This is a genomic window from Spiroplasma alleghenense (assembly GCF_003363775.1).
Classification (GTDB): Bacteria; Bacillota_I; Bacilli_A; order Mycoplasmatales; family Mycoplasmataceae; genus Spiroplasma_B; species Spiroplasma_B alleghenense.
Genome location: NZ_CP031376.1, coordinates 454,762 through 475,689, shown reverse-complemented (window position 1 = coordinate 475,689; position 20,928 = coordinate 454,762). Strand labels below are relative to the sequence as shown.

Genomic DNA, 20,928 nt, shown 5'->3' with positions numbered 1-20,928 from the left:
TTAAAAAAACTCCAATTAAATAGAGTTTTCGTTGCGATATTTTATGTATATTTGTCAAGCTTTTTTTAAATCATCTGTTTTCTTGGTATTTCCCACCAATAAATCAGCAACTTCTGAACTAGTCAATCTATCTTGGTATTTTAAATAAGCGCTTTCAACCTTAATTCTTGGTGATATTTTTAAAAATTTACAGGCTTTTTTAAATTGAAACTTACCAAATTCTTTCTGAAATACCGTTTTTACATTAATTTCAGTTAATATTTGATTTTGAGCTTCCTTATCACTATAGTTTTCACTAACTTTAAAATATAAATTAGTAATTTCTTGATTTATTGTATTAAAAGATTTTTCAGAATCATTTTTAACATTTGAAAACGCTATTTTTATGAGATTTTTTGATCGACGAATTTCTTCACTTACGTTTATAGATTTTTTAGCATCCATCAAAGTAAAAGAAGTGACACTAGGAATAACAAATTCAGACATATTTTTAAGAATACTTTCACGAACTGCTGTCAAGAATTTTAAATAATATGGATAAAATAGTAACTCTGGTTGATTTGATATTTCTATTAAATTTTCCTTAATTTTTTTAAATTTTTTGAAATACTTTTCAAATCAAATATTAGACATACAACAGTTAAAATAATCCACTCTTGAAATCGCCGTATTAACGAATGTTGCATTCATGTTATTTCTTAAAAATCGCTTTAAATTGTGGTATTGAGAATTTGCAAAACCAATCATATAAATTTCTTGAATTTCTAAATCCTTAATAGGAATTTTCTTCAACTGCGACTTTTTTCACATTCTCTCAATTTTTCTCCCCGGAGAAAGTTTTCATTTTTTAAATTTATTAAATTTAAATGCAAAATAAGCTTCCTTAAATTGAATTTGTTTTATTAAATTATCAGCAAAAACTTGATTTTGTAAACTTCTCGCTTTTTGACGCATAATAACTTCTCCTATCAACTAATTAGACTATTTTGATTTTTTTATATTTTTTTTATTAGCATTATTTTTTATTAAAGTATTCTCATAATTTAATAATATTTTCATTTGCTGCTTTGTTGAAGCAACCGAATTGAAATATGTAATTAAACTATTAGCCTTTGACTTTTGCTTAACCTTTTGTCAAAATCCAAACATTGGATTTTTTGGGTCAACAATTTCTTTAACACTTATTTTTTTATTTCCAACCGTAAAAAAATCGCTTCCTGAAAAATTTCCAGATATATTAGGAATTTTATTGTGCTCTGAGCTTTCTAAATTAATTTTTTCAGAATAATCAGCAACATCCTTTTTTGATTTTCCATAAATTTGGTTTCATAGGCGTTCTTTTTCTTTTTGTTCACGTTGATATTCTTCATCTGACACAATTCTAGATTTAACTAAAGAAAAATCCTTAAATTTAGTCTTAGAAAAATCATCGTTATTATTTAAATAATTTGGTTTTTTCTCAATAATATTACTTTTCGTAATTTTCTTTTCTTGTCTTCTTTTAGCTAAAGCATTTTTTTCTTCTTCAGTTAAATTTATTTTTGATTTCTTTGTTCCATTAGAAGGAACACGAAATCTTTTTTCCTCATCACTTAGAGACAGAGAAACTCTTTTGCTTGCCATATTTTCATTTAAACCTTTTTCGCGTTTCAAGGCTTCTTTATATTTTTCATTACTAGTAATTGGCTGAATTTTCTTAACAACAACTTTTTTTTCTACAACTTGTTCACTATTTTTATTTGCCAAATTATTAGTCAAATTGTATTTACTTTGTCCATTAGATAAATATTTATCTTTTCTCATATAAGAATTTGAAATGATTGCTTCACTATTATTTAAAAGGCTTTGCAATTGTCTGATATTTTTTTGCTTTTCTTCAAAAGTGATTTGACGTCGAATTACATCAGATCCTTTGTTTTCGCGTTTTAATTTCTCAACTTCAATAATGAATTCATGAAGTTCTAAATCCATCAGGTATTTAATATAAAGATTCATTTCTCTTCTGATATCAAAATCAAGTGATTCATATTCTTGAGCAAAAAGCGCCACTGTTTGCATCGTTAGTTTTTTCTCAATTAAACTCTTTATTCTTATTTTTGTGCTAACACTTAAAAGCGCGAAATCACTATTATTTATATTTTTATTCGACATCGTTTTCTTACCTGTAACTTTCTATAGGTTTGGTCTTTTTGATAAATCAGCATCAATATCTTCTTCATCATCTGCTAGAACTTCTTCAACCCACTTCTTACGACGACTTAAAATATCATCTTCTTCAGTTTCGTAACTAAAGTTTATTTTGTTTTTAATATTAAGCATTTTCTCGTGAACTTTTGCTTTTAACATTTCTTCATTTTGAGGTTCAATAGTAACTTTATGCTCTGGTTCAATATTTTGATTAAGAGTCATTTGAACTCTTTTGTTAAATTCGATTGCTCTTTGTCGCATTATTTCTTGATGGTCTTGATTTAGTCTTGAAGCTACTTTATTCAAGTCAACCCCCGAGGTACTTGGGGGTTTATTTATAAATTCGTTTGAATTTCTACTATATAATTCTCTATGTCGAGCTAAAATTTTTTGTTCTGAAGACATTACTCTTGAAGGAATACCGATTGATCGAGTTTCTCCCAATTGATCTTTGGAAAACTTTTGAATTTGAGGCTTGCGCTTTAAAATATCAATCCCTAGCAATGATTTACTTCTATCAAAAATTGGGACAACAAGTCGATACTCTCTATCTCCATAACGAGAATTATAAATTTTGGCATAGACTTCAGAATTATTAAATTGTTCAATAAAACTGCCGCCTCTACTATTTTCAACCATCTGTCTTTTAGCGACGGCGCTATGAACCGTTGGAGCATTTAGAGATTTAGGTTTTGTATACTCTTGCGAACTTACTCTGATACCCGATATACGCGCAATAGTTTTATTGTCAATTTTTTTATCCTCAAGGTCATTAATTTTTTTGGTTTTCAAAATAACACCCCTCATAAGTAAAAATAAAGACAATAACATAGATAATGTCAATTGTATAACACTAAGTAAATCATTGCCAATGCATTAATTATTTTTTATTTTTAACAAATTTTTTACTTAATCTTTCAATACGTTTTTGTCGTTTCTCATCTTCAAATTTTTGCAATGCAGATATTTTTTCTTCACTAACTGCAAATTTTGAAAATTCTCTTGCAATCTTCATCGAATCATCAAATAATTTTGCATCTGAATTTTTGGTAAAATAAGTTTTTAATTTTAATTCTGCATTTTTAATTGATTCTTGTTCAAATCTAATTTGAGCATCAATTGCAGCAATTTCTTCACGGTACTTGTTATTTTTTGCAAGACGACGCTCACGCTCCATTTGTAGGATTGATGAAACCCTTTTTTCTTCAGAACGTTTCATTTGACGTTCTTTCATCAATTGGATTAATTTTTGTCTTTCTTGCAAACGACGAAGTCTTTCTTGACGTTCAAGAGCTTTTAAATTGATAACTTCTTGTTCTTTTAATCTTCTTGCTTCACGTTTTTCTCTTAATCGATTTGATCGAGCTACAATAAAACTATTATTTCTCTCAACATGCATTAAATTAACACGGTGTTTTCTTTCGTTTTGAAGGTCTCTCAGAAATTCAATTTTATCGTTCATTTCGTCAACTACTTCATTTTCTTTTTTATATTCATTTATCAAATTTTGCATTGATGGTTGTTTTGAGACATCATAAATCATTCCATAACTTCCGATTGGTCTTATTTCATGGAACGGTTTTGAGACATTGTCCTCTTTTTCACCAACACTAATACCGTATTTGTTCATTACGTCTTCTCTGTCAAAAAAAGAAAAGTCGGCTTTATCAATTATATTTCTCTTATCTGGATTAATTTTCGAATATTCTTCATCTCTTCTCTCCAAATCAACTTCTTTTTGTTTTTCTTGAAGTTCTTTTAACTCTGGATCTAAAATTTTATTGAAAATTGAACCTCCTGTATCAGGCATTTCCATTGTTTCGTAATTAATATCAATTGCATTAGTTAAATCTAATTCGTTTGTTAATGTTTTTGAAGCATCAAAATTTTGTGTTACATCATTATTTTTGTTTAAATCTACTGTTCTTTGTTGAAATTCTAAATCATCATAATCAACTGTTTCTCCATCAAAATTAAATGATGAATCACCCCCGGCAATGTTATTTTCATCTAAATCAACTGTAAAACCAATTGCAGAAGAGTAATCTCTTGCTTCGATAATATCATTTTTTAAAATACTATCAGGAATAGCAATTTCAGAAGTTTGATCAATATCATCCAAAATATTATCAATATCATTAATTCCTGTTTCGATTGGGTTTTTACCCTTTGCAACATAATCTAATTTAACCTCTTTTGGATTTTCTGGAAGACCTGCACGAATTAAAATATCTTCCCTGGTATCTCTTCCGGAAAGCAAATCACTTGAATTAAGTTTTTTCATCAACTGTTCTCTTAAACTATCTGGAGAACTCGATCTTTGTTTAATGTTAAGTCGTTCTTTTCAACCATCGATGTTACTTTTGTTTCGATTAGGCGATTCTTCTTTTTTTGAATTTTTTGAGACAGTTTTTTTTGACATTTCTTTTTCAAATAATTTATTAATTTCAGATTCTCACATTTCGACCAATTTAGCTTTACGTGGGTCGTTTTCTTCTAGATTGACAATTCTATCGTACAATTTTATTAATTTTTGAAAATTAACATCATTCTCTAATTTCTCTTCGTATATTCAATTCAATGATTCTTGACTAAACTTTTTTTCTGCACCTAAGTTAAGAAAATTAGCTTCCTCTTTTTGTCCCTTTGGCATAATTTTACCTCCATATTTTTATTCAAGTCTTACTTATTATACACTATTTAACCCTTAAATGATAGGTGATATATGATACTACATAAAAAAATAAAAAGCAATATTTTGCTTTTTATTTTTTTTAAATATTTTACTTATGAATATAGGCAAAAGAAATATTTTTAGGTTTTGTATTAAGAGTCTGTTCAATCGCCTCATTTATTGTAATTGATAATTCTCTTTCGTTAATATTGAAATCTTTTTTAGCATCTATATAGAATTCTATCAATGCGAAAAAACCGTTTTCTTGATGATATCAAGTTTTTACTTTGCAGCCGATTTCTCTATCGATTTGAGTTCCAACACCAAATAATATTAAATTATTGATAACTTCTTTATCAACCATTAAAATACCACGATTATTTCTTTCAATTGGAATATACACAATTACCACCCCTTTTTATTCTATTTTATTTAATATTTAATTTGATCTTCCAGCATATTTACCATCGTTTGTATTTACAAGAACCTTTTCTCCCTCTTTGATGAATAAAGGCACTAGTATCTCATGGCCAGTTGAAACAATTGCTTTTTTCTGAGCTCCTGAAGAAGTATCTCCCTTAACAGCTGGTTCAGCTTCAGTAATTTCAAGTTCAACTTTATCATCTAAAGAAATTCCTAAAACTTCTCCCTCATATTCAGTTAATTTAATCATACTTCCGTCAGTTAAAAACTTAAGCTCTCATTCCAATTTTTTTGAATCAATTTCGACTTGTTCATAAGTCTCAGTATCCATAAAAACACAATTACTTCCGTCATTGTAAAGAAATTGCATATCTTTCTTTTCAATCATTGCTTTTTCAACTTTATCTCCACCAGTAAAAGTTAACTCAGTTCTAGCACCAGTTCTAAGGTTTTTAACTTTAACTTTAACATGTCCTTGAGCTCTTCCTGTCTTTGTGAAGGCTTGTTCTATTACTAAAAAAATATTTCCTTCATAGGAAAATGTAGTCCCAGGTCTTAAATCATTTACTTGCATTATTTTCTCCTTTTGTTAGTTTTAATAATTATATCTAATTTTTACCAAAAATCGTTGTTAAATCTTTAATTTCTTCAATCTTAGTTATTGTAGGGATTTGCAAAGATTCTAGTTTTGGAGAACTTTCAATCATTTTAGCTGAATTTATGCATTTTTCTAGCATTTCAAAATCATTTTCCCCATCTCCGCATGTGAAGACTCTTTCTGGATCGATATTATTTTTCTTAATTAGATACTCAATTGCAGATCATTTAGAAACATTTTTATTTATTATTTCAACGATGTATGGACTAGTTTTAAAAGCTCTCAAATTAGAGAATTTAGTATTGATCTCATCAATTATATTTTGATGATTTTTTTCAGTATAAAGGTAAAACACAGTTACATTTTTTTTCTTATAAATTAGCGGTTCCACTACATCATAAAATTCTTCAAAATCAATTTTTTTAAGACGTCTTTTTTCCTCTAAATTTGGATTATAAGAGTAATGAAAAGGAATTTTTACCCCATCAATCGCAACATCAATTGGTAAATTCTTGTATTTTTTTATAAATTCAACTAAAGATTTTCGATCTGAATTTGGAATGGAACTAAAATAATTGATTTTTCCTTTTTTTGAGTAAATAAGAGATCCGTTACCACAAATAGTATATTTGGGAAATTGAGAAAGTTCACTATTTTTTACTGAAATGAAGTTATATAATCTTCCTGTTGCAAAAACAAAATTATTATTTTTTGCATTTATTAAATTATTAATAAAACTCAGACTTTCATTATCTATGTTTGAATCCTTATCAAAAGAAACCGTTCCATCATAATCTGAAAAGAGTCAACTTGAATTACTAAAATTTTTATTTCCAAAATTTAAAGTTAACATAATTTGATCAGACTTTGAAATTGAAAAGTACATCATTCCAGCGATAATTACTGATAATGTTACTTGTACTAAATCAACAATCGCTTCTGTGGCTAATAATCCCTTTTCCCTAAATAAAATATATGTAAATGGCAAATAAAGAAACATTGTTAGTCCTGCTAGAAAAAAAGCTCCGTAGCTTGTTAAATACTTTTTAGAAAATTTAATAATCATAAACATTAGTAATCTAATTAAAATAGAAATTGGTATGTAGATAATTACCCCAGCACTTAAGTCTACAAGCATTGGGTAGATAATTGCAGGAATTAACATTATTTTTCCCGAAATAATCGCAACCAAACTCATGAAAATACCATCGCTAAATTGAATAACAATAGAGTCACTAATTCTGATAAAAATTGTAGTAAAAGAAATACACACAAGTAAGGCTGAAATAAGTGCTGAAATTGCAATTTTAAAAATCAAATTTTGCTTCATCTTCGTTAAAAACATTTCCCGTTGTGACTTCTCTTTGTTGGTTGCTAAAGTAATTTCCTGCGCTCATTCGATTTTTCCCCTGTTTTTGCACTTCCAAAATTTTAATCATCCCTCTTGAAGTCCAAACAACAAATCCCTCTTTGTCCATCGAAATAACTTCTCCACTTCTTTTAATATTTAATGTCATTGCAAAAAACTCATTTTCATGCAGAAGTCTGGCATTGTAAAATTTGTATCTCTCACCATTCAAAATAGCATACGCCCCAGGAGATGGACTCAAAGCTTTAATGAAATTTAAAACTTCTTGACTTGATTTGTTAAAATTTATCTTTTCCATATTATTTAAAATTTTAGGAGCCAAAGTTACCTTTGATAAGTCTTGAACATTTGGTTTAATTTTACCATTATATATATCATTTAAATATTGCCCTACCATTTTGCCACCTAGTATTGCCAATTTATTATATAAACTCTCAAAGTTATCATTTTCAGTAATTTCCACTTTTTCTTGAACATAAAAATCACCAGCATCCATCTCTTGGACCATTTGCATTAGACTAATCCCAGTTTGTTTTTCCCCATTCATAATAGCATATTGAATTGGAGCGCTGCCTCGATATTTTGGAAGCAAACTGGCATGAACATTTATCGCCATTCCTGAAACTAAATCTAAAACTGATTTTGGCAGTAATTTACCATAAGCACAAGTCAAAATAATATCAGGTTTAAGTTCTGTCAGTTCCTTAATAATAGAAGAAACTTTCTCTGGTTGAAAAACACAGATACTATTTTCTATTCCAAATTGTTTAACTGGAGGAGGAGTGACTTCTTGCTTTCTACCGACTTTTTTATCTGTTTGGGTTACAATTCCTACGATTTCAAAATTGTTTTTGTCGATTCCCTTTAAAACTTCAACGGCAATTGAAGGTGTGCCAAAAAATACTAATCTTTTTTTCATCTAATTATTCTCCTGTCAATTTTTGAAAATTTCTTTAATTCTTTGTAGGACAACCACCATTGCTAAAGTGTCTCTATTACAATATTTTATCATGTCAGGTCTTATTTTAGAATTTCAAATTTTTGAACTTATATTACCATCACTAAACTCTCTAAAAGTCTGACTAGCTTTATCTCCCTTATTAATAGACAAATCATTATAATTAAAACTATTGTCCAAAGCTGGTTGAGTTTTTTTAATTGAATAACTTCCATGAAAAGCAGGATGGTAAATTAAAAATCATGGAATAGATTTTTTTGAATTTCCTTTGAAAAAATCCATGAGATCAATGGTGTTCTGAACTATATAAATAAGGGATTTTTGATACTTAGGAAAAAGAACCGCCATTTGTTTTAAAACCATTTTTTCAAAAGAATCGTTGTAAGCAACATAAATTCCCTTTCCGCAACTAAAAATATCTTTCAAAAAATTTTTTATAAATTCAGGACGCGGATCATCGCTACTATTTGCTAAAAAATCGAAATGCTTCATGGTTTCGGGTTTTTTATAGTCATAGTTCTTGTCTGTTAAAACATCAATAGAATACTGGAATGGTATTTGCTGGTATGATTTTGAATTATTGTATTTAGGGATGGCTCATTTTACAGTTTCAAAGTCATACATGTAAATTGGAAACGATGTATATTTTGCCAGTAATGATTCTAAAATATTTTTCTCTTCTTTAAAAATTATGTCTTCATCTCTAAAAGTTGCTGGATTAGAATGAAATTTTTTGTAAACTTCAAAATGGCGAAAATTTTCTGGTCTGAAATAAGTGCTCTTATCCTTAGGCTTTACTGGGATTTCGCTATCAAATAAACTTTTAAATTCGTCTAGATATATTTTTTGTGACTCATAGTGAATTAGTGCTTTGGTCTTTTTATTTATATTCGTGAAATTAAAAATATTTTCCTTGTTTTTGTCAAAATATGCAATAACGTGGTGGCAATATACAGGATTATCACTTTCACTAATTTTTACAAATTTATTTTTGAGATTCTTTTTAATTACTGTTGAACAATTATTTGAAAGTAGTAAATTTAGGGAATCTTCAAATCCTAGAGATAATAATTCTGTAATTTGTTTTATTATTTCCGTTATTTCAAATTGACTTTCAAAAATTTTTATTAGTTCAAAAATTTTTAAACGTTTTTGAGATTCTCCATAACTTAATTCATCAATAATAAAGAAACCATTATAATTTAGGTCATCAGCTTCTAAATAATTTTCTGGAATTATTTCACCATTTATTTCTGCAAGACATTCTTCAAAACTTATTATTGGATAGTCTTCAATTAATTGCTCGCACATTTCGCTTAAATTAAGATTAAATTCATTAAAATCCTGCCCTCTAATATAATTACTGCGAATATGACCTAGGGCGACGTCATTAATTTTTAATCCATTTTTTTCTAAAATAAAATACTGGTACATTAAGTCAAAAAAGTGATCCTCTTTTACTTTACTAGTAGCCTTTATTTCAATTATTTTAAAAGTATCATTATGATTATTTATTTCTAAAATGTCACATCTGGTTCTTAGGTTAAAATCATCATATTCAAAAGCAGCTTCAAAAAGATATTCATACTCTTTTGAATTAATTAATTCTTTGGTTTTTTCTACAGCATTAACAAATGGAAGCCCACTTAAATCAAAAGTTTTTAATTTTTGATTTCGATTTAAATTAGTTTGAATATTTAAAGATTCAAAATACTGTTTTGCCGCCTCACCTACCAAATTACCGTCAATGATAGATTCGCCCTCAAATTTAGTCAAGTCAAAACCATCAACATCTAATGCCGAATTATCATTTAAATCGAGCCACTTTTCTTTTCATTTTTTTCTTAATTCCGCATTTTCTAAATTTTCTGAATCATTTTCAGATTCAAAAATTTTAAAATAAGTTTCAAACAAATCTATAGATGATCCTGATGAATCAAAGTCGCCTTCTTCGCTAATTTCGTTTTTCAAATTAAATTGCAGGACTTTATTTTTATTTCAAAGCAAGGCTTGATTAAAATTTTCTTGTGAGTGCAGAACTCACATTTCCTTATAACAACTTGACAAAGCTCTTTTAAAATCTTCTTTTGTTAATTTTGAACTAAATATTTTGCTCATAAAAAATCCTTTCTTAAAATAAAAATTCATTTATCTAAAGACAAATGAATAGTTTTACTTGTTTCTTTTTGGTACAAATTTAACAGTTGATTTTTTCAACTTATCATCGACAACGGGAGTGACAACTTTTTTCTCTTCTTTTTGTTTTTGCTTAATTTCTTTATACTCTAAGCGCTCTTTTTCGCGTTTTTCCTTCATCATTGAGACTTCTTCTTGTTTTAAAGCTTTTTTCTCTTCTTTTGACAACTTAATTTGCTTTTCAGCAATAGCGATACGACGTCGAGTTTCTTCGATATCAATTTCGCGGTTTACTGTTCATTCAATTCTAGTATTTTTTTTATCAATTCTAACTGGGAAACCTTCAATTTCATAAGCTTTAACTTCTGTTACTTGATTTGTTTTTGGTTCCACAATATCAACGATTACATCAAAAACGTCGCGATATTTATAATCAGGTCCTTTTCGAGCAAAAACTTGCTCAAAGTTGATTCTCAGGTTTTTGCGTTTTTCCTCTTGGAAAATATAGTTCTTAATTTCATCTCGAACTACTTTTTTTCTCTGCTTAATCTCATTTTTTTTAGCTTTTTTACCAGTAATCGTAGTCACTATTAAGAATATTATTACTACAACTAAAAGGATAATCACTATTATTCCAAACATATTTTCAAAACCCTTTTCTACTCTCTAATATAATAAACTATTTTTTAAATAAATGTAATCTCTATTAAATAAAAACTTTATCAACCGTTCCGCCACCAAGACAAATATTATTAAAATAAAATACAGCCTGTTGGCCCTCGGTTACAGCCTTAACTTCTTCTAAAAAACTAACCTTAACCTCATTTTTATTAATTATTTCTACTTTAACAGGTATGCTTTTTTGGCGATATCTAAACTTAGCTTCACAATTAAAATCATTTGAATTTGCAAAAATTTTATTAAGTTCACAATTTCAATTTAGGTCATTTACAATACATGAATTTGACTTTAGATAACTTTCATCACTAGACTTAGCAACATAAATAATTTTCTTTTCAACATCTTTTTTGGCAACATAATAAGGCTCTTCAAAACCACCCAAATTTAATCCCTTTCTCTGACCGATTGTGTAATACATCGCTCCAATATGTTGACCAATAATTTTGTTTGTATGTATGTCAACAATGTCTCCAGGCTGATTTGGAATATAGTTTTGTAAAAATTGAGTAAAATTTCTCTCTCCAATAAAGCAAATACCTGTTGAATCCTTTTTCTGCGCAGTTGATAAATCATTTTTAGCTGCAATTTCTCTGATTTCAGATTTAGTATAATTTTGAAGAGGAAATATGCTTTTTGAAATTTGAAATTGATTAAGTTGACTTAAAAAATAGGTTTGATCTTTATCCTTATCTTTTGCAGCAATTAGATTGTATTGTTGAGTTTCCTTGTTAAAAACCGTTCCTGCATAATGCCCCATCGCAATGAAATCAGCACCAAGTTCTTCAATAGAATAATTAAGGAATTTATCAAACTTAATATATTTATTGCATAAAATATCAGGATTAGGAGTTCTGCCCTTTTTGTACTCGATTAAAAAATATTGAAAAACATAATCCCAATATTCCTTGACAAAATCTATTCGATGAATTTTAATTCCAATTTTTTCAGCTACAGCTTTTGCGTCAAGATAATCTTTTTCTTGTTCACAAATTTCACCATTATTATTATTTCCAAGAAAGTCATTATTTAGTTCTGAGTCTCAATTTCTCATAAAAAGAGCTTCTACATCAAAACCTTGTTTTTTCAATAGCAACGCAGCAACAGATGAATCAACTCCCCCAGATAAACCAAGAATTACCTTTGTTTTTTTTGCCATTTAAATTCTTCTTCCCAGTCTTATTTTTTAATTTTTTGAGATACTTTATGTTCTCTTTCTGCAATTTTTTTAATTTTTTTTGCATTTCTTGTTTTCTTGAATCAATTTTCAAAGTCATCAAAGTTTTCAGAAGTATACTCATCAGTAACAATAGATTTTTTTTGCAGACTTTCGCCAAAAGATTTAAGAATTTCAGTAGTCGAATTAGAGTCGTGATTTATGAAGCTCAACTCCTCAGTTGGCAATCCCTTTCTTTCTGAAACCGCTTTATTAAAGTCGTCATTTTGAATAATCTGAGTTTGATCAAAGTTATTTATAATTGGTTGATTTATTTTTAATTCTCTAGTTTTTTCTTTATTTGTTATTTTATCAATCAAAATATTATTCAAGACTTTTTTTGCAGGATTCTTTTCTGAAGCGTGAGGATTATAATGAACATAAACTTTTTCTTCTTGCTCGCTTACTGAATTTTTTCTAGTAGGGATGATCACTTGTCTTTTGAATTCTTCACTTTGCAGCATTTTTTCTGGTTTAACAAATATACCATTTAATTCGAAATTATAATGTTTTTTAGAACTTGAACGAGGTAATATATAGGGATTTATCGCGTCCTCATCATTTTTGACTTTCGAACCAACAAAACGTTCATTAACTACTTCTGGTGCCTTGCCATTTTGTTCAAATATGCTTTCTATTTCTTTATTATTGAATAAAGTTTCAGCATCATTTTTAAATTCAGGTCTATCATTTTTATCAACTCTCTCAAATCCATGAAAAATTGGCTCTAAAATTTGCTCTTTTACATTTGCATAGAATTTTTCAGAATTTTTATGGTCCGAATTTAATTTGTCTTTATTAAATGAACTTGAATTATTATTAAATATTTTCTCTCCATCTTTAAATGATTTTTGTATTTTAAAGCTTTTAATATCACCTTGATTATTTGTAGTTTTTTCTACTACTAATTCATTCGTATTTAACTGTGAATTTGCAAAATTATTTTTAATTTCGTTTTCTCTAATAACTTCAGATTTGGCAGATTGGTTTTCCAAACTAACACTTTCTACTGATTTACTGTTTATAACGTGTTTAAGTCCGTTATCAAAAACTTTAGTTGCAACATCATATTCTTCAATAACTGTAGTAAATGGTTTTTTAAAATCTACTTCTTGAATGTTATTTTTATTTTTGACTTCAGAATTAATCTTTATTTTTTGATAAAAATCTTGTTCCTGATTTGAGAGTTTCTTTTTTTTCATCTCTTCCAAAAAACTTTTCTCACGTAGTTCGATTATAGACTTTGGCAAATCGGTTTTAGTATTAGCAATCTCTTCTGGACCTAAAACATTCAAACTTGTGTTATGAATTGGATCAAAGTAATTTGCTTTATTATTTGAATATTGACTATTTTGTTCAGATAGTTCTGTATTATGATTAGTTTCCTTACTAAAAATATTTTCTTCTATATTTTGAAAATTGTTTTGAAAAAAATGGGCATTTGCATTTAATGGTTTTTTTGTAGGATTGGGAGATTCAAAATTAGCAATTGTTTGATCTAAATCTGCAACACCATCCTTAAACTCCTCTGTAAAATCATCTTCATATCAAACTGATTCTAAAGGATTGAAATACTTCTTATTAAAAGATTCATTTGCGTTTTGACGGTTAATTTTTACTACTTTAACATCTTTGCTCATAATACACCTACTTTAATATCTATTATACAATATTTTTAATGCTTTTTATAGTAGGAATTGATTTCAAAAATTGGATAAAATAAAAAGTCCTTTCAATAAGGACTAATTATTTTATTCATTGATATCATTTTCTACTTTAAAATCAGTCATATTGTATATTTCTTCAAAAAGTTTTTTTTCTTGTTCGTTTATTTTTTCAGGAATTACAATATTTATTACACAAATTAATTTCCCACGATGAGATGAATTTTGCGAACGATAGAGACCCTTATTTTCTATATTAATTAATGTTCCATTTTGAGATTTTATAGGTAATTTAATCTGAACTGGTCCATCAAAAGTTTCTACTTGAATCTTATTTTGTAAAATAACATCAAGGTAGCTAACATTAAGTTTCATTTTGATATTTCCTTCTTCAGTCAATTCAAAAATCTTTGATTTTAATAAGTGGATGTTAATATATAGATGGCCTTTTTCGCCTCCGGATTTAGAATAGTTACCAACATTACGCATTACAAGTTGTTGACCTGGGAATATTCCTTTTGGTATAACAATTTCTAATGTGGTTTTCTTATGATAACAACCCTCTCCTTTACAAGTTTTACATTTATTTTTGAAAGTCTTACCAGCTCCAGCACATTTTGGACATTTTTGTTGAGTTTGAAATTTAGCAATTCCTAAATCCTGAGTTACATTAACAAAGCCTGCCCCGGCACAAAATTCACATTTTACAACATCTTCTTTATTCTTAGCTCCAAAACCATCACAGTCTTCACATTTTGTTAGTAGATTCGCTTCAATTTTTTTTGTAGTTCCAAAAATAAGTTCTTTAAAATTTAATTGTATTTCAGCAATTAAATCCTTTCCTCTCTCTGGTCCAGAATTTCTAAATCCGTTTGATCTGCCACGACCACCACCTCCGAAGAAACCTGAAAAAATATCTTCGAAAAAGTCGCCACCACCGCCGGCTCCCATATTTGAAAAGAAGTCGCCGAATCCACCAAATCCGCCGAATCCACCACCCGAAGATGCTCCATCTAGACCGGCATGACCAAATTGGTCATAACGAGATCTTTTGTTCGGGTCCATTAAAACCTCTGCTGCTTCAGTAGCCTCTTTAAACTTTTCAACAGCTTCAGGATCTTTGTTTACATCAGGATGATATTTTTTGGCGAGTTTTCGATAAGCGGTCTTGATTTCTTTTTCATCAGCTGTTTTACTAACACCAAGAATCTCATAGTAATCGCGTTTTTCTTTATTTGCCATAAATTCCTCTTTCTAATACAAAACAACTAACGCAAGTTAGTTGTTAGATTTTGGTAATTATTTTTTACCTTTTTTGTCATCTTTCTCATCGTTTTTTTCTTTAACTTCTTCTGTTTTTGGTTGCGCAGCAGCTTGTTGTTGCATAGCTTGAGATGCTGCTTGCATCGCCATTTCCAATTCACTCATTTTTTGCTCTAAACCAGGTACATCTTCTTTAGCAATTAATTCGCGAATTTCTTTTGCTAATTTTTCTGTTAATTCTTTTTGTTCAGCCGGAACTTGATCTGCAGCTTCAGAACTGGCTTGTTCAATCATGTTTAGATACCCCTCAGCTTGATTTTTTAATTCAATAAACTTACGTTTTTTATCATCATTTTCTGCATTCGCTTCAGCTTCTTCAATCATTTTTTTGATTTCATCATCACTTAAACTTCCTGAATTTGAAATAGTAATTGATTTCTCTTCATTTGTTTCTTTATCTTTTGCATGAACCGAAACAATTCCGTTAACATCAATTTTGAAAGTTACTTCAATTTGAGGAACTCCTCTTGGAGCTGATTTAATTCCTGTTAATTGAAATTGACCTAAGGTTTTATTGTCAGTTGCCATTGGTCTCTCACCTTGTAGGACATGGATATCTACTGCTGGTTGATTATCAACCGCTGTTGAGAAAACTTGAGATTTTTCAGTTGGAATTGTGGTATTACGGTCGATTAATTTTGTAAACACACCCCCCATAGTTTCAATACCCAATGAAAGCGGAGTTACATCTAATAATAATACATCAGTTACATCACCAGCTAATACACCACCTTGAATTGCAGCACCCATAGCAACAACTTCATCTGGATTAATTGTTCTATTAACATCTTTTCCTAATTCTTTTTTAACTAACTCTTGAACTGCGGGGATTCTTGTTGAACCTCCAACTAGCAAGATTTGATCTATTTCAGAAGGTTTTAATTTAGCTTCTGATAAAGCATCGCGAACTGGTTTTAGAGTTCTTTCAACTAAATCTTTTGTCATTTTTTCAAATTCAGCTCTTGAAAGTTTGGCAGAAAATGAAACTGGTCCCGAACTATCCATTGCAATAAATGGTAAGTTAATATCTGCTTCTAATTGACTTGATAAGTTGATTTTTGCTTTTTCAGCTTCGTCCTTAAATCTTTGTAAGGCCATTTTGTCTTTTGATAAATCTATTTTATGTTCTGATTTGATTTTTTCTCCAATTCAATTCATAATTTTTTCATCAAAGTCGTCTCCACCAAGTTTGTTATCACCACTTGTTGATAAAACCTCATATGTCCCATCCGCTAATTCAAGAATTGAAACGTCAAAAGTTCCTCCTCCTAAATCATAAACTAGAACTTTTTGTTCTTTATCTTGTTTATCTAGACCATAAGCAAGCGCAGCTGCTGTTGGTTCATTGATAATTCTTTCTACATCAAGACCTGCAATTTTACCAGCATCTTTTGTAGCTTTTCTTTGGGCATCATTAAAGTAAGCCGGAACAGTAACAACTGCTTTTGTGATTTTCTGCCCTAATTTTGCCTCAGCATATTTTTTCATGTATCTTAAAATTTCTGCTGAAATTTGTTCAGGAGTATAATCCTTACCTTCAAGATTTATTTTGTTGTTTGTTCCAATTTGGCGTTTTATCGAAATTGCAATATTAGGGTTTGTTACCGCTTGTCTTTTTGCAGCTCCCCCAACAATAATTTCTGAATTTTTAAAAGCAACTACTGATGGTGTTGTTCTCTGCCCTTCAGGGTTTTCTAGCACCATTGGTTGACCTCCATCCATAATCGCCACAACCGAGTTGGTTGTACCTAAATCTATTCCTATAATTTTTTCTTTTGACATAATTTTTTCCCTCTCTTAATTTCTATAATTACTTAGCAACTTTTACAACCGCATATTTAATAACTCGATCATAAAGTTTGTAACCGTTTTGTATAACTTGTGCAATTAGTCCACTTGCAACAGCTTCTGTTTCAACTTGTTCATTTGCTTCATGTATGTTGTGGTCAAATTTATCCCCAACTTTCGTTTCAATCATTTGTATACCAGCATTACTTAATGCTTCATCAATTTGTTTAATAATAAATTCGAATCCGATTAAATAATTTTTTACATCTGGATTATCATTTGGTTGTTTTAAAACTCCTCTAAACAAATCAATTGCCGGGATAATTTCTTCAGCCAAACGTTGCCCCCCATATTTTTTTACATTCATAGTTTCTTGTTGATATCTCTTAACTGTATTTTGGTTATCAGCAATTGCTAACAATTTTTCCTCTTTTAAGCGATTGTTTTCAAAAAGCAATTGTTCCAAACAGCTTTCTAATTGACTGATTGAATCATTAGTTTTTTCAAAATCTGCCTTATTTTTTTTGTTTAACTTCGCTTCTTTCTTGTTTGAAGCTTCTTCACCTAAGATTTCAATATCTTCATTGGGCAACTTTGATTTCAAGTCTTCAATTAACTTTTTGATATCTTTTATGTTTGTATCTGACACAATTATTCCCCCTTTATTTTTTAAAGAATTGTTCTTTAATTTTAATACCGATTCAGTCTAGTAGTTCCTTCGCCTTGTCATATTGAATTCTTTTTGGACCAACCAAGGTTAGTGCGCTAGTTTGACCATCACCAGTTTCAAAATTTTTACCAATTACTGCTAAATCATTATTCTCGTCTCCTATTTCAAATCCAATTTTTGCTTGAGCGCTATTATTTTCTGTTGATTGACTTTTGTACCACTCAAAAGGAGAAATACTTTCAATCAATTTTAAAACGCTTTTAATTTTATTCGGATCGGAAAACTCTGGATTTTCGAGCATATATTGCATTCCTTGAGTTTTGGTAACTGTATTTGTATTATGAAGAATGACATTTAGAAACGTCTGCAATACAAATTCGTATTTTTTCACTTGCTGTTGCAAAATAGGTTTAATGGCTTCTATTTTAACATCTAAATCTTTAATTTTAGTTTCTAGAATTCTATCATTGAATAAATTTATTGCAGTTTGCAAGTCATCAAGTGAAACGTTTTTTAAATCAAAAACCTTATTCTCAACAATACCATTTGAAAGAGCAAATATAACTACTGCACTTTCAGTTGAAATTGGAATTAATTCAGCTTTTCTTAATACAGCCTCCCCATTATTTGGGGTGGATGTTATTACTGTTGCTAGGTTAGTCATTTCACTTAAAATTTTTGAGCTTTCATCCAAAACTTCAACAATACTGGCATTCCTTTTTTCAAAAATCTTATTTAGTCTTTCCTTAATATCATCGATATTTTCTTTTGACATTAAATTATCAACAAAATAGCGATATCCAATTGTAGAAGGAACTCTTCCAGAAGAAGTGTGCTCTTTCTCTAAAAAACCCTTCTCTTCTAGAACAGCACCTTCGTTTCTAATGGTAGCTGAAGAAACCTCTATATCGATTAATTCGTGAATTTTTTTAGATCCCACTGGCTGGGCTGAACGAATATATTCTTCAATAATGATTTTTAAAATTTTTTCTTGTCTCTTAGTTAACATATAAAAAACCCCTTCAAAAATCTCTTTATGATTTTATATATAGCACTCTGACTTTTCAAGTGCTAATTCAATTTTTTTGATGAATCAATTACAAATTCACCTTTCTGAACATCGATAACATAATTTCTTTTTTCTTCAATTTCTCCCGAAACAATCGCTTTCGCAAGAATTGTTTCAATATTTTTACTAATATATCTTTTAATTGGACGAGCACCGAACTGTTTATCATAACCCTCTTCTAAAATTTTAGATTTAGATTGATCTGAAAAATTTAAATAAATATCTTTTTCATTTAAAAGGCGCTCTTTTAATTCATCAAGCAGGTTTTCAATAATTTCACTGACAACCATTTTAGTAAGCGGTTTAAAAATTACTATATTGTCAATTCTATTTAAAAATTCCGGTCTAAAGTGATTAAATAATTCCTTCTCGACTGATTTTTCATCAATAAATTCAGACTCATTATTCAGCAATGTTTCTGAACCTATATTTGAGGTCATTATAATAATCGTGTTTTTGAAATTAATTAATTTTCCCAATGAATCTGTCAAGTGACCATCATCTAATATTTGTAAAAGTATGTTAAACACATCTGGATGTGCTTTTTCTATTTCATCAAAAAGCACAATGCTGTAGGGACTTCTTCTGACAGCCTCTGTAAGTCTACCACCCTCTTGATAGCCAACATATCCAGGAGGAGCTCCAATTAATTTTGATACAGACTGTTTCTCCATAAATTCAGACATATCCAAACGAATCATTTTTTTGTCAGAATTAAATAAAACTTCCGAAAGACTTCTAGCAACTTCGGTTTTACCGACACCGGTTGGACCAAGAAATAAAAAACTTCCTATTGGTCGATTGGGGTCTTTTATTCCAGCGCGACTACGCAAGATGGCATCAGTTACATTTTGAATTGCTTGGTTTTGTCCTTTAACTCGACGCTTTAACATTGTCTCCAAACTCATAAGCTTGAACTTTTCATTTTCAACCAATTTTTCAACTGGGATGCCTGTTCAGCGAGCAACAATATCAGCTACTTCAATTTCTGTTACGTCTTCATTTATTAGATGGTCTCTTAAATCTCCATCGCTATCTTGTAGTTTTTTTTCTAAAGCAGGCATTAAGGAATATTGAATTTCTCCGGCTCTGCTTCAATTTCCCTGAGATTGAACTAAGTCAAGTTCTGACTTTAGCTGTTCTAATTTAGATCTCATTTCCGTAATTTTATCAATTGCTTTACGCTCTTTTTCTCAGCGTGTATTTAAATCTGTTTGAGTTACTTTTAATTTCTGTAATTCTTTTTCAGCTTCTTTTAATCTTTCCTTAGATTTTTCATCTTTTTCTTTTGATAGTGCAGCTCTTTCTATTTCAAGTTGCATAACCTTTCGGTTAATAATATCTAACTCCGAAGGAACTGAGGTTAATTCAGTTTTCGTAGTGGCACAAGCTTCATCAATTAAATCGATTGCTTTATCTGGTAAAAATCTATCAGCAATATATCTAGTTGATAAATTAGCAGCCGCAACTAAAGCATTGTCATGAATCCTTACTCCGTGAAAAGTTTCAAAGCGCTCTTTCAAACCTCTTAGAATAGAAATTGTTTCATCAATTGTCGGTTCATTTACCAAAACAGTTTGAAACCTTCTTTCTAAAGCTGGATCTTTTTCAATATATTCACGATATTCTTTTAGTGTTGTTGCTCCAATTGCTTTAAGTTCTCCCCTTGCAAGCGATGGTTTTAGTAGGTTTGAAACATCCATTCCAGAGGATTGACTTGTTTTACCAGCTCCAACAATTAAATGCATTTCGTCAATAAATAAGATTATCTCCCCTTCAGCCTTTTTAATCGCATTAATGATACCCTTAACTCTAGACTCATAATCACCCATATACATAGCCCCTGCCATCAAGCTTCCCATGTCTAATTCTAAAATCCGTTTATTTTTTAAAACGGCTGGCACGTCATTTTTAACGATTCTTTGCGCCAAACCTTCAATTACAGCAGTTTTACCAGTTCCTGGTTCACCAATCAAAGCTGGGTTATTTTTAGTTTTTCGTGATAAAATTCTTATCACTCTCATAATTTCATCATCACGGCCAATAATTGGATCTATTTTTCCGTCTTTTGCATTCTGAGTTAAATCTCTTGTATATTTCGCTAATATGTCTGGATCATTAGCTGGATCTATTTTTTGATTAAATTCCATATTATACCTCCTTAAGAGTTAGCAA

17 protein-coding genes are annotated in these 20,928 nt (G+C 29.5%); all 17 read right to left on the bottom strand.

The window, feature by feature from the left end; all coding sequences use genetic code 4:
- Window positions 1–15 precede the first annotated feature (15 nt).
- Window positions 16–954 carry a hypothetical protein gene (locus SALLE_RS02180; protein WP_115558001.1) on the bottom strand — a complete coding sequence of 313 codons (939 nt, stop codon included), beginning with the start codon at window positions 952–954 and terminating at the stop codon, window positions 16–18.
- Between the two features lie 27 nt (window positions 955–981).
- Entirely contained in the window at window positions 982–2,151 is a 1,170-nt protein-coding gene (locus SALLE_RS02175) for a hypothetical protein (protein WP_115558000.1), read from the bottom strand.
- Window positions 2,152–2,172: 21 nt separating this feature from the next.
- Window positions 2,173–2,979, bottom strand: a complete 807-nt coding sequence (locus SALLE_RS02170) for a hypothetical protein (RefSeq protein ID WP_115557999.1) — start codon at window positions 2,977–2,979, stop codon at window positions 2,173–2,175.
- 88 nt (window positions 2,980–3,067) lie between these two features.
- Window positions 3,068–4,840, bottom strand: a complete 1,773-nt coding sequence (locus tag SALLE_RS02165; RefSeq protein ID WP_115557998.1) for a hypothetical protein — start codon at window positions 4,838–4,840, stop codon at window positions 3,068–3,070.
- Between the two features lie 130 nt (window positions 4,841–4,970).
- A complete protein-coding gene (locus SALLE_RS02160) occupies window positions 4,971–5,264 on the bottom strand; it encodes a hypothetical protein (RefSeq protein ID WP_115557997.1) in 294 nt (97 codons plus the stop codon).
- 36 nt (window positions 5,265–5,300) lie between these two features.
- Window positions 5,301–5,858 carry an elongation factor P gene (efp, locus tag SALLE_RS02155; RefSeq protein WP_115557996.1) on the bottom strand — a complete coding sequence of 186 codons (558 nt, stop codon included), beginning with the start codon at window positions 5,856–5,858 and terminating at the stop codon, window positions 5,301–5,303.
- A 34-nt stretch (window positions 5,859–5,892) separates the two neighbouring features.
- Window positions 5,893–7,212 carry an HAD-IIB family hydrolase gene (locus SALLE_RS02150; protein ID WP_162807931.1) on the bottom strand — a complete coding sequence of 440 codons (1,320 nt, stop codon included), beginning with the start codon at window positions 7,210–7,212 and terminating at the stop codon, window positions 5,893–5,895.
- Window positions 7,190–8,170 carry a methionyl-tRNA formyltransferase gene (gene fmt / locus SALLE_RS02145; RefSeq protein ID WP_115557994.1) on the bottom strand — a complete coding sequence of 327 codons (981 nt, stop codon included), beginning with the start codon at window positions 8,168–8,170 and terminating at the stop codon, window positions 7,190–7,192. Before fmt ends, SALLE_RS02150 begins: the two co-directional genes overlap by 23 nt.
- Window positions 8,171–10,327, bottom strand: coding sequence for a DUF2779 domain-containing protein (locus SALLE_RS02140; protein WP_162807930.1), 2,157 nt, complete (start codon window positions 10,325–10,327; stop codon window positions 8,171–8,173).
- A 54-nt stretch (window positions 10,328–10,381) separates the two neighbouring features.
- A complete protein-coding gene (locus tag SALLE_RS02135) occupies window positions 10,382–10,987 on the bottom strand; it encodes a hypothetical protein (RefSeq protein ID WP_115557992.1) in 606 nt (201 codons plus the stop codon).
- Window positions 10,988–11,051: 64 nt separating this feature from the next.
- A complete protein-coding gene (gene mnmA, locus SALLE_RS02130) occupies window positions 11,052–12,182 on the bottom strand; it encodes a tRNA 2-thiouridine(34) synthase MnmA (protein ID WP_115557991.1) in 1,131 nt (376 codons plus the stop codon).
- Between the two features lie 20 nt (window positions 12,183–12,202).
- Window positions 12,203–13,879, bottom strand: a complete 1,677-nt coding sequence (locus tag SALLE_RS02125; RefSeq protein WP_115557990.1) for a hypothetical protein — start codon at window positions 13,877–13,879, stop codon at window positions 12,203–12,205.
- 111 nt (window positions 13,880–13,990) lie between these two features.
- Window positions 13,991–15,145: a molecular chaperone DnaJ gene (gene dnaJ, locus SALLE_RS02120; protein ID WP_115557989.1), complete on the bottom strand. Its 1,155-nt coding sequence runs from the start codon at window positions 15,143–15,145 to the stop codon at window positions 13,991–13,993.
- Between the two features lie 57 nt (window positions 15,146–15,202).
- On the bottom strand, window positions 15,203–17,008 hold the full coding sequence (gene dnaK / locus SALLE_RS02115) for a molecular chaperone DnaK (protein ID WP_115557988.1): 1,806 nt from the start codon (window positions 17,006–17,008) through the stop codon (window positions 15,203–15,205).
- Between the two features lie 28 nt (window positions 17,009–17,036).
- Window positions 17,037–17,663 carry a nucleotide exchange factor GrpE gene (locus tag SALLE_RS02110; protein WP_162807929.1) on the bottom strand — a complete coding sequence of 209 codons (627 nt, stop codon included), beginning with the start codon at window positions 17,661–17,663 and terminating at the stop codon, window positions 17,037–17,039.
- 13 nt (window positions 17,664–17,676) lie between these two features.
- Window positions 17,677–18,693, bottom strand: a complete 1,017-nt coding sequence (hrcA, locus tag SALLE_RS02105) for a heat-inducible transcriptional repressor HrcA (protein ID WP_115557986.1) — start codon at window positions 18,691–18,693, stop codon at window positions 17,677–17,679.
- 62 nt (window positions 18,694–18,755) lie between these two features.
- Window positions 18,756–20,903, bottom strand: a complete 2,148-nt coding sequence (locus SALLE_RS02100) for an ATP-dependent Clp protease ATP-binding subunit (protein WP_115557985.1) — start codon at window positions 20,901–20,903, stop codon at window positions 18,756–18,758.
- Between the last annotated feature and the right edge of the window lie 25 nt (window positions 20,904–20,928).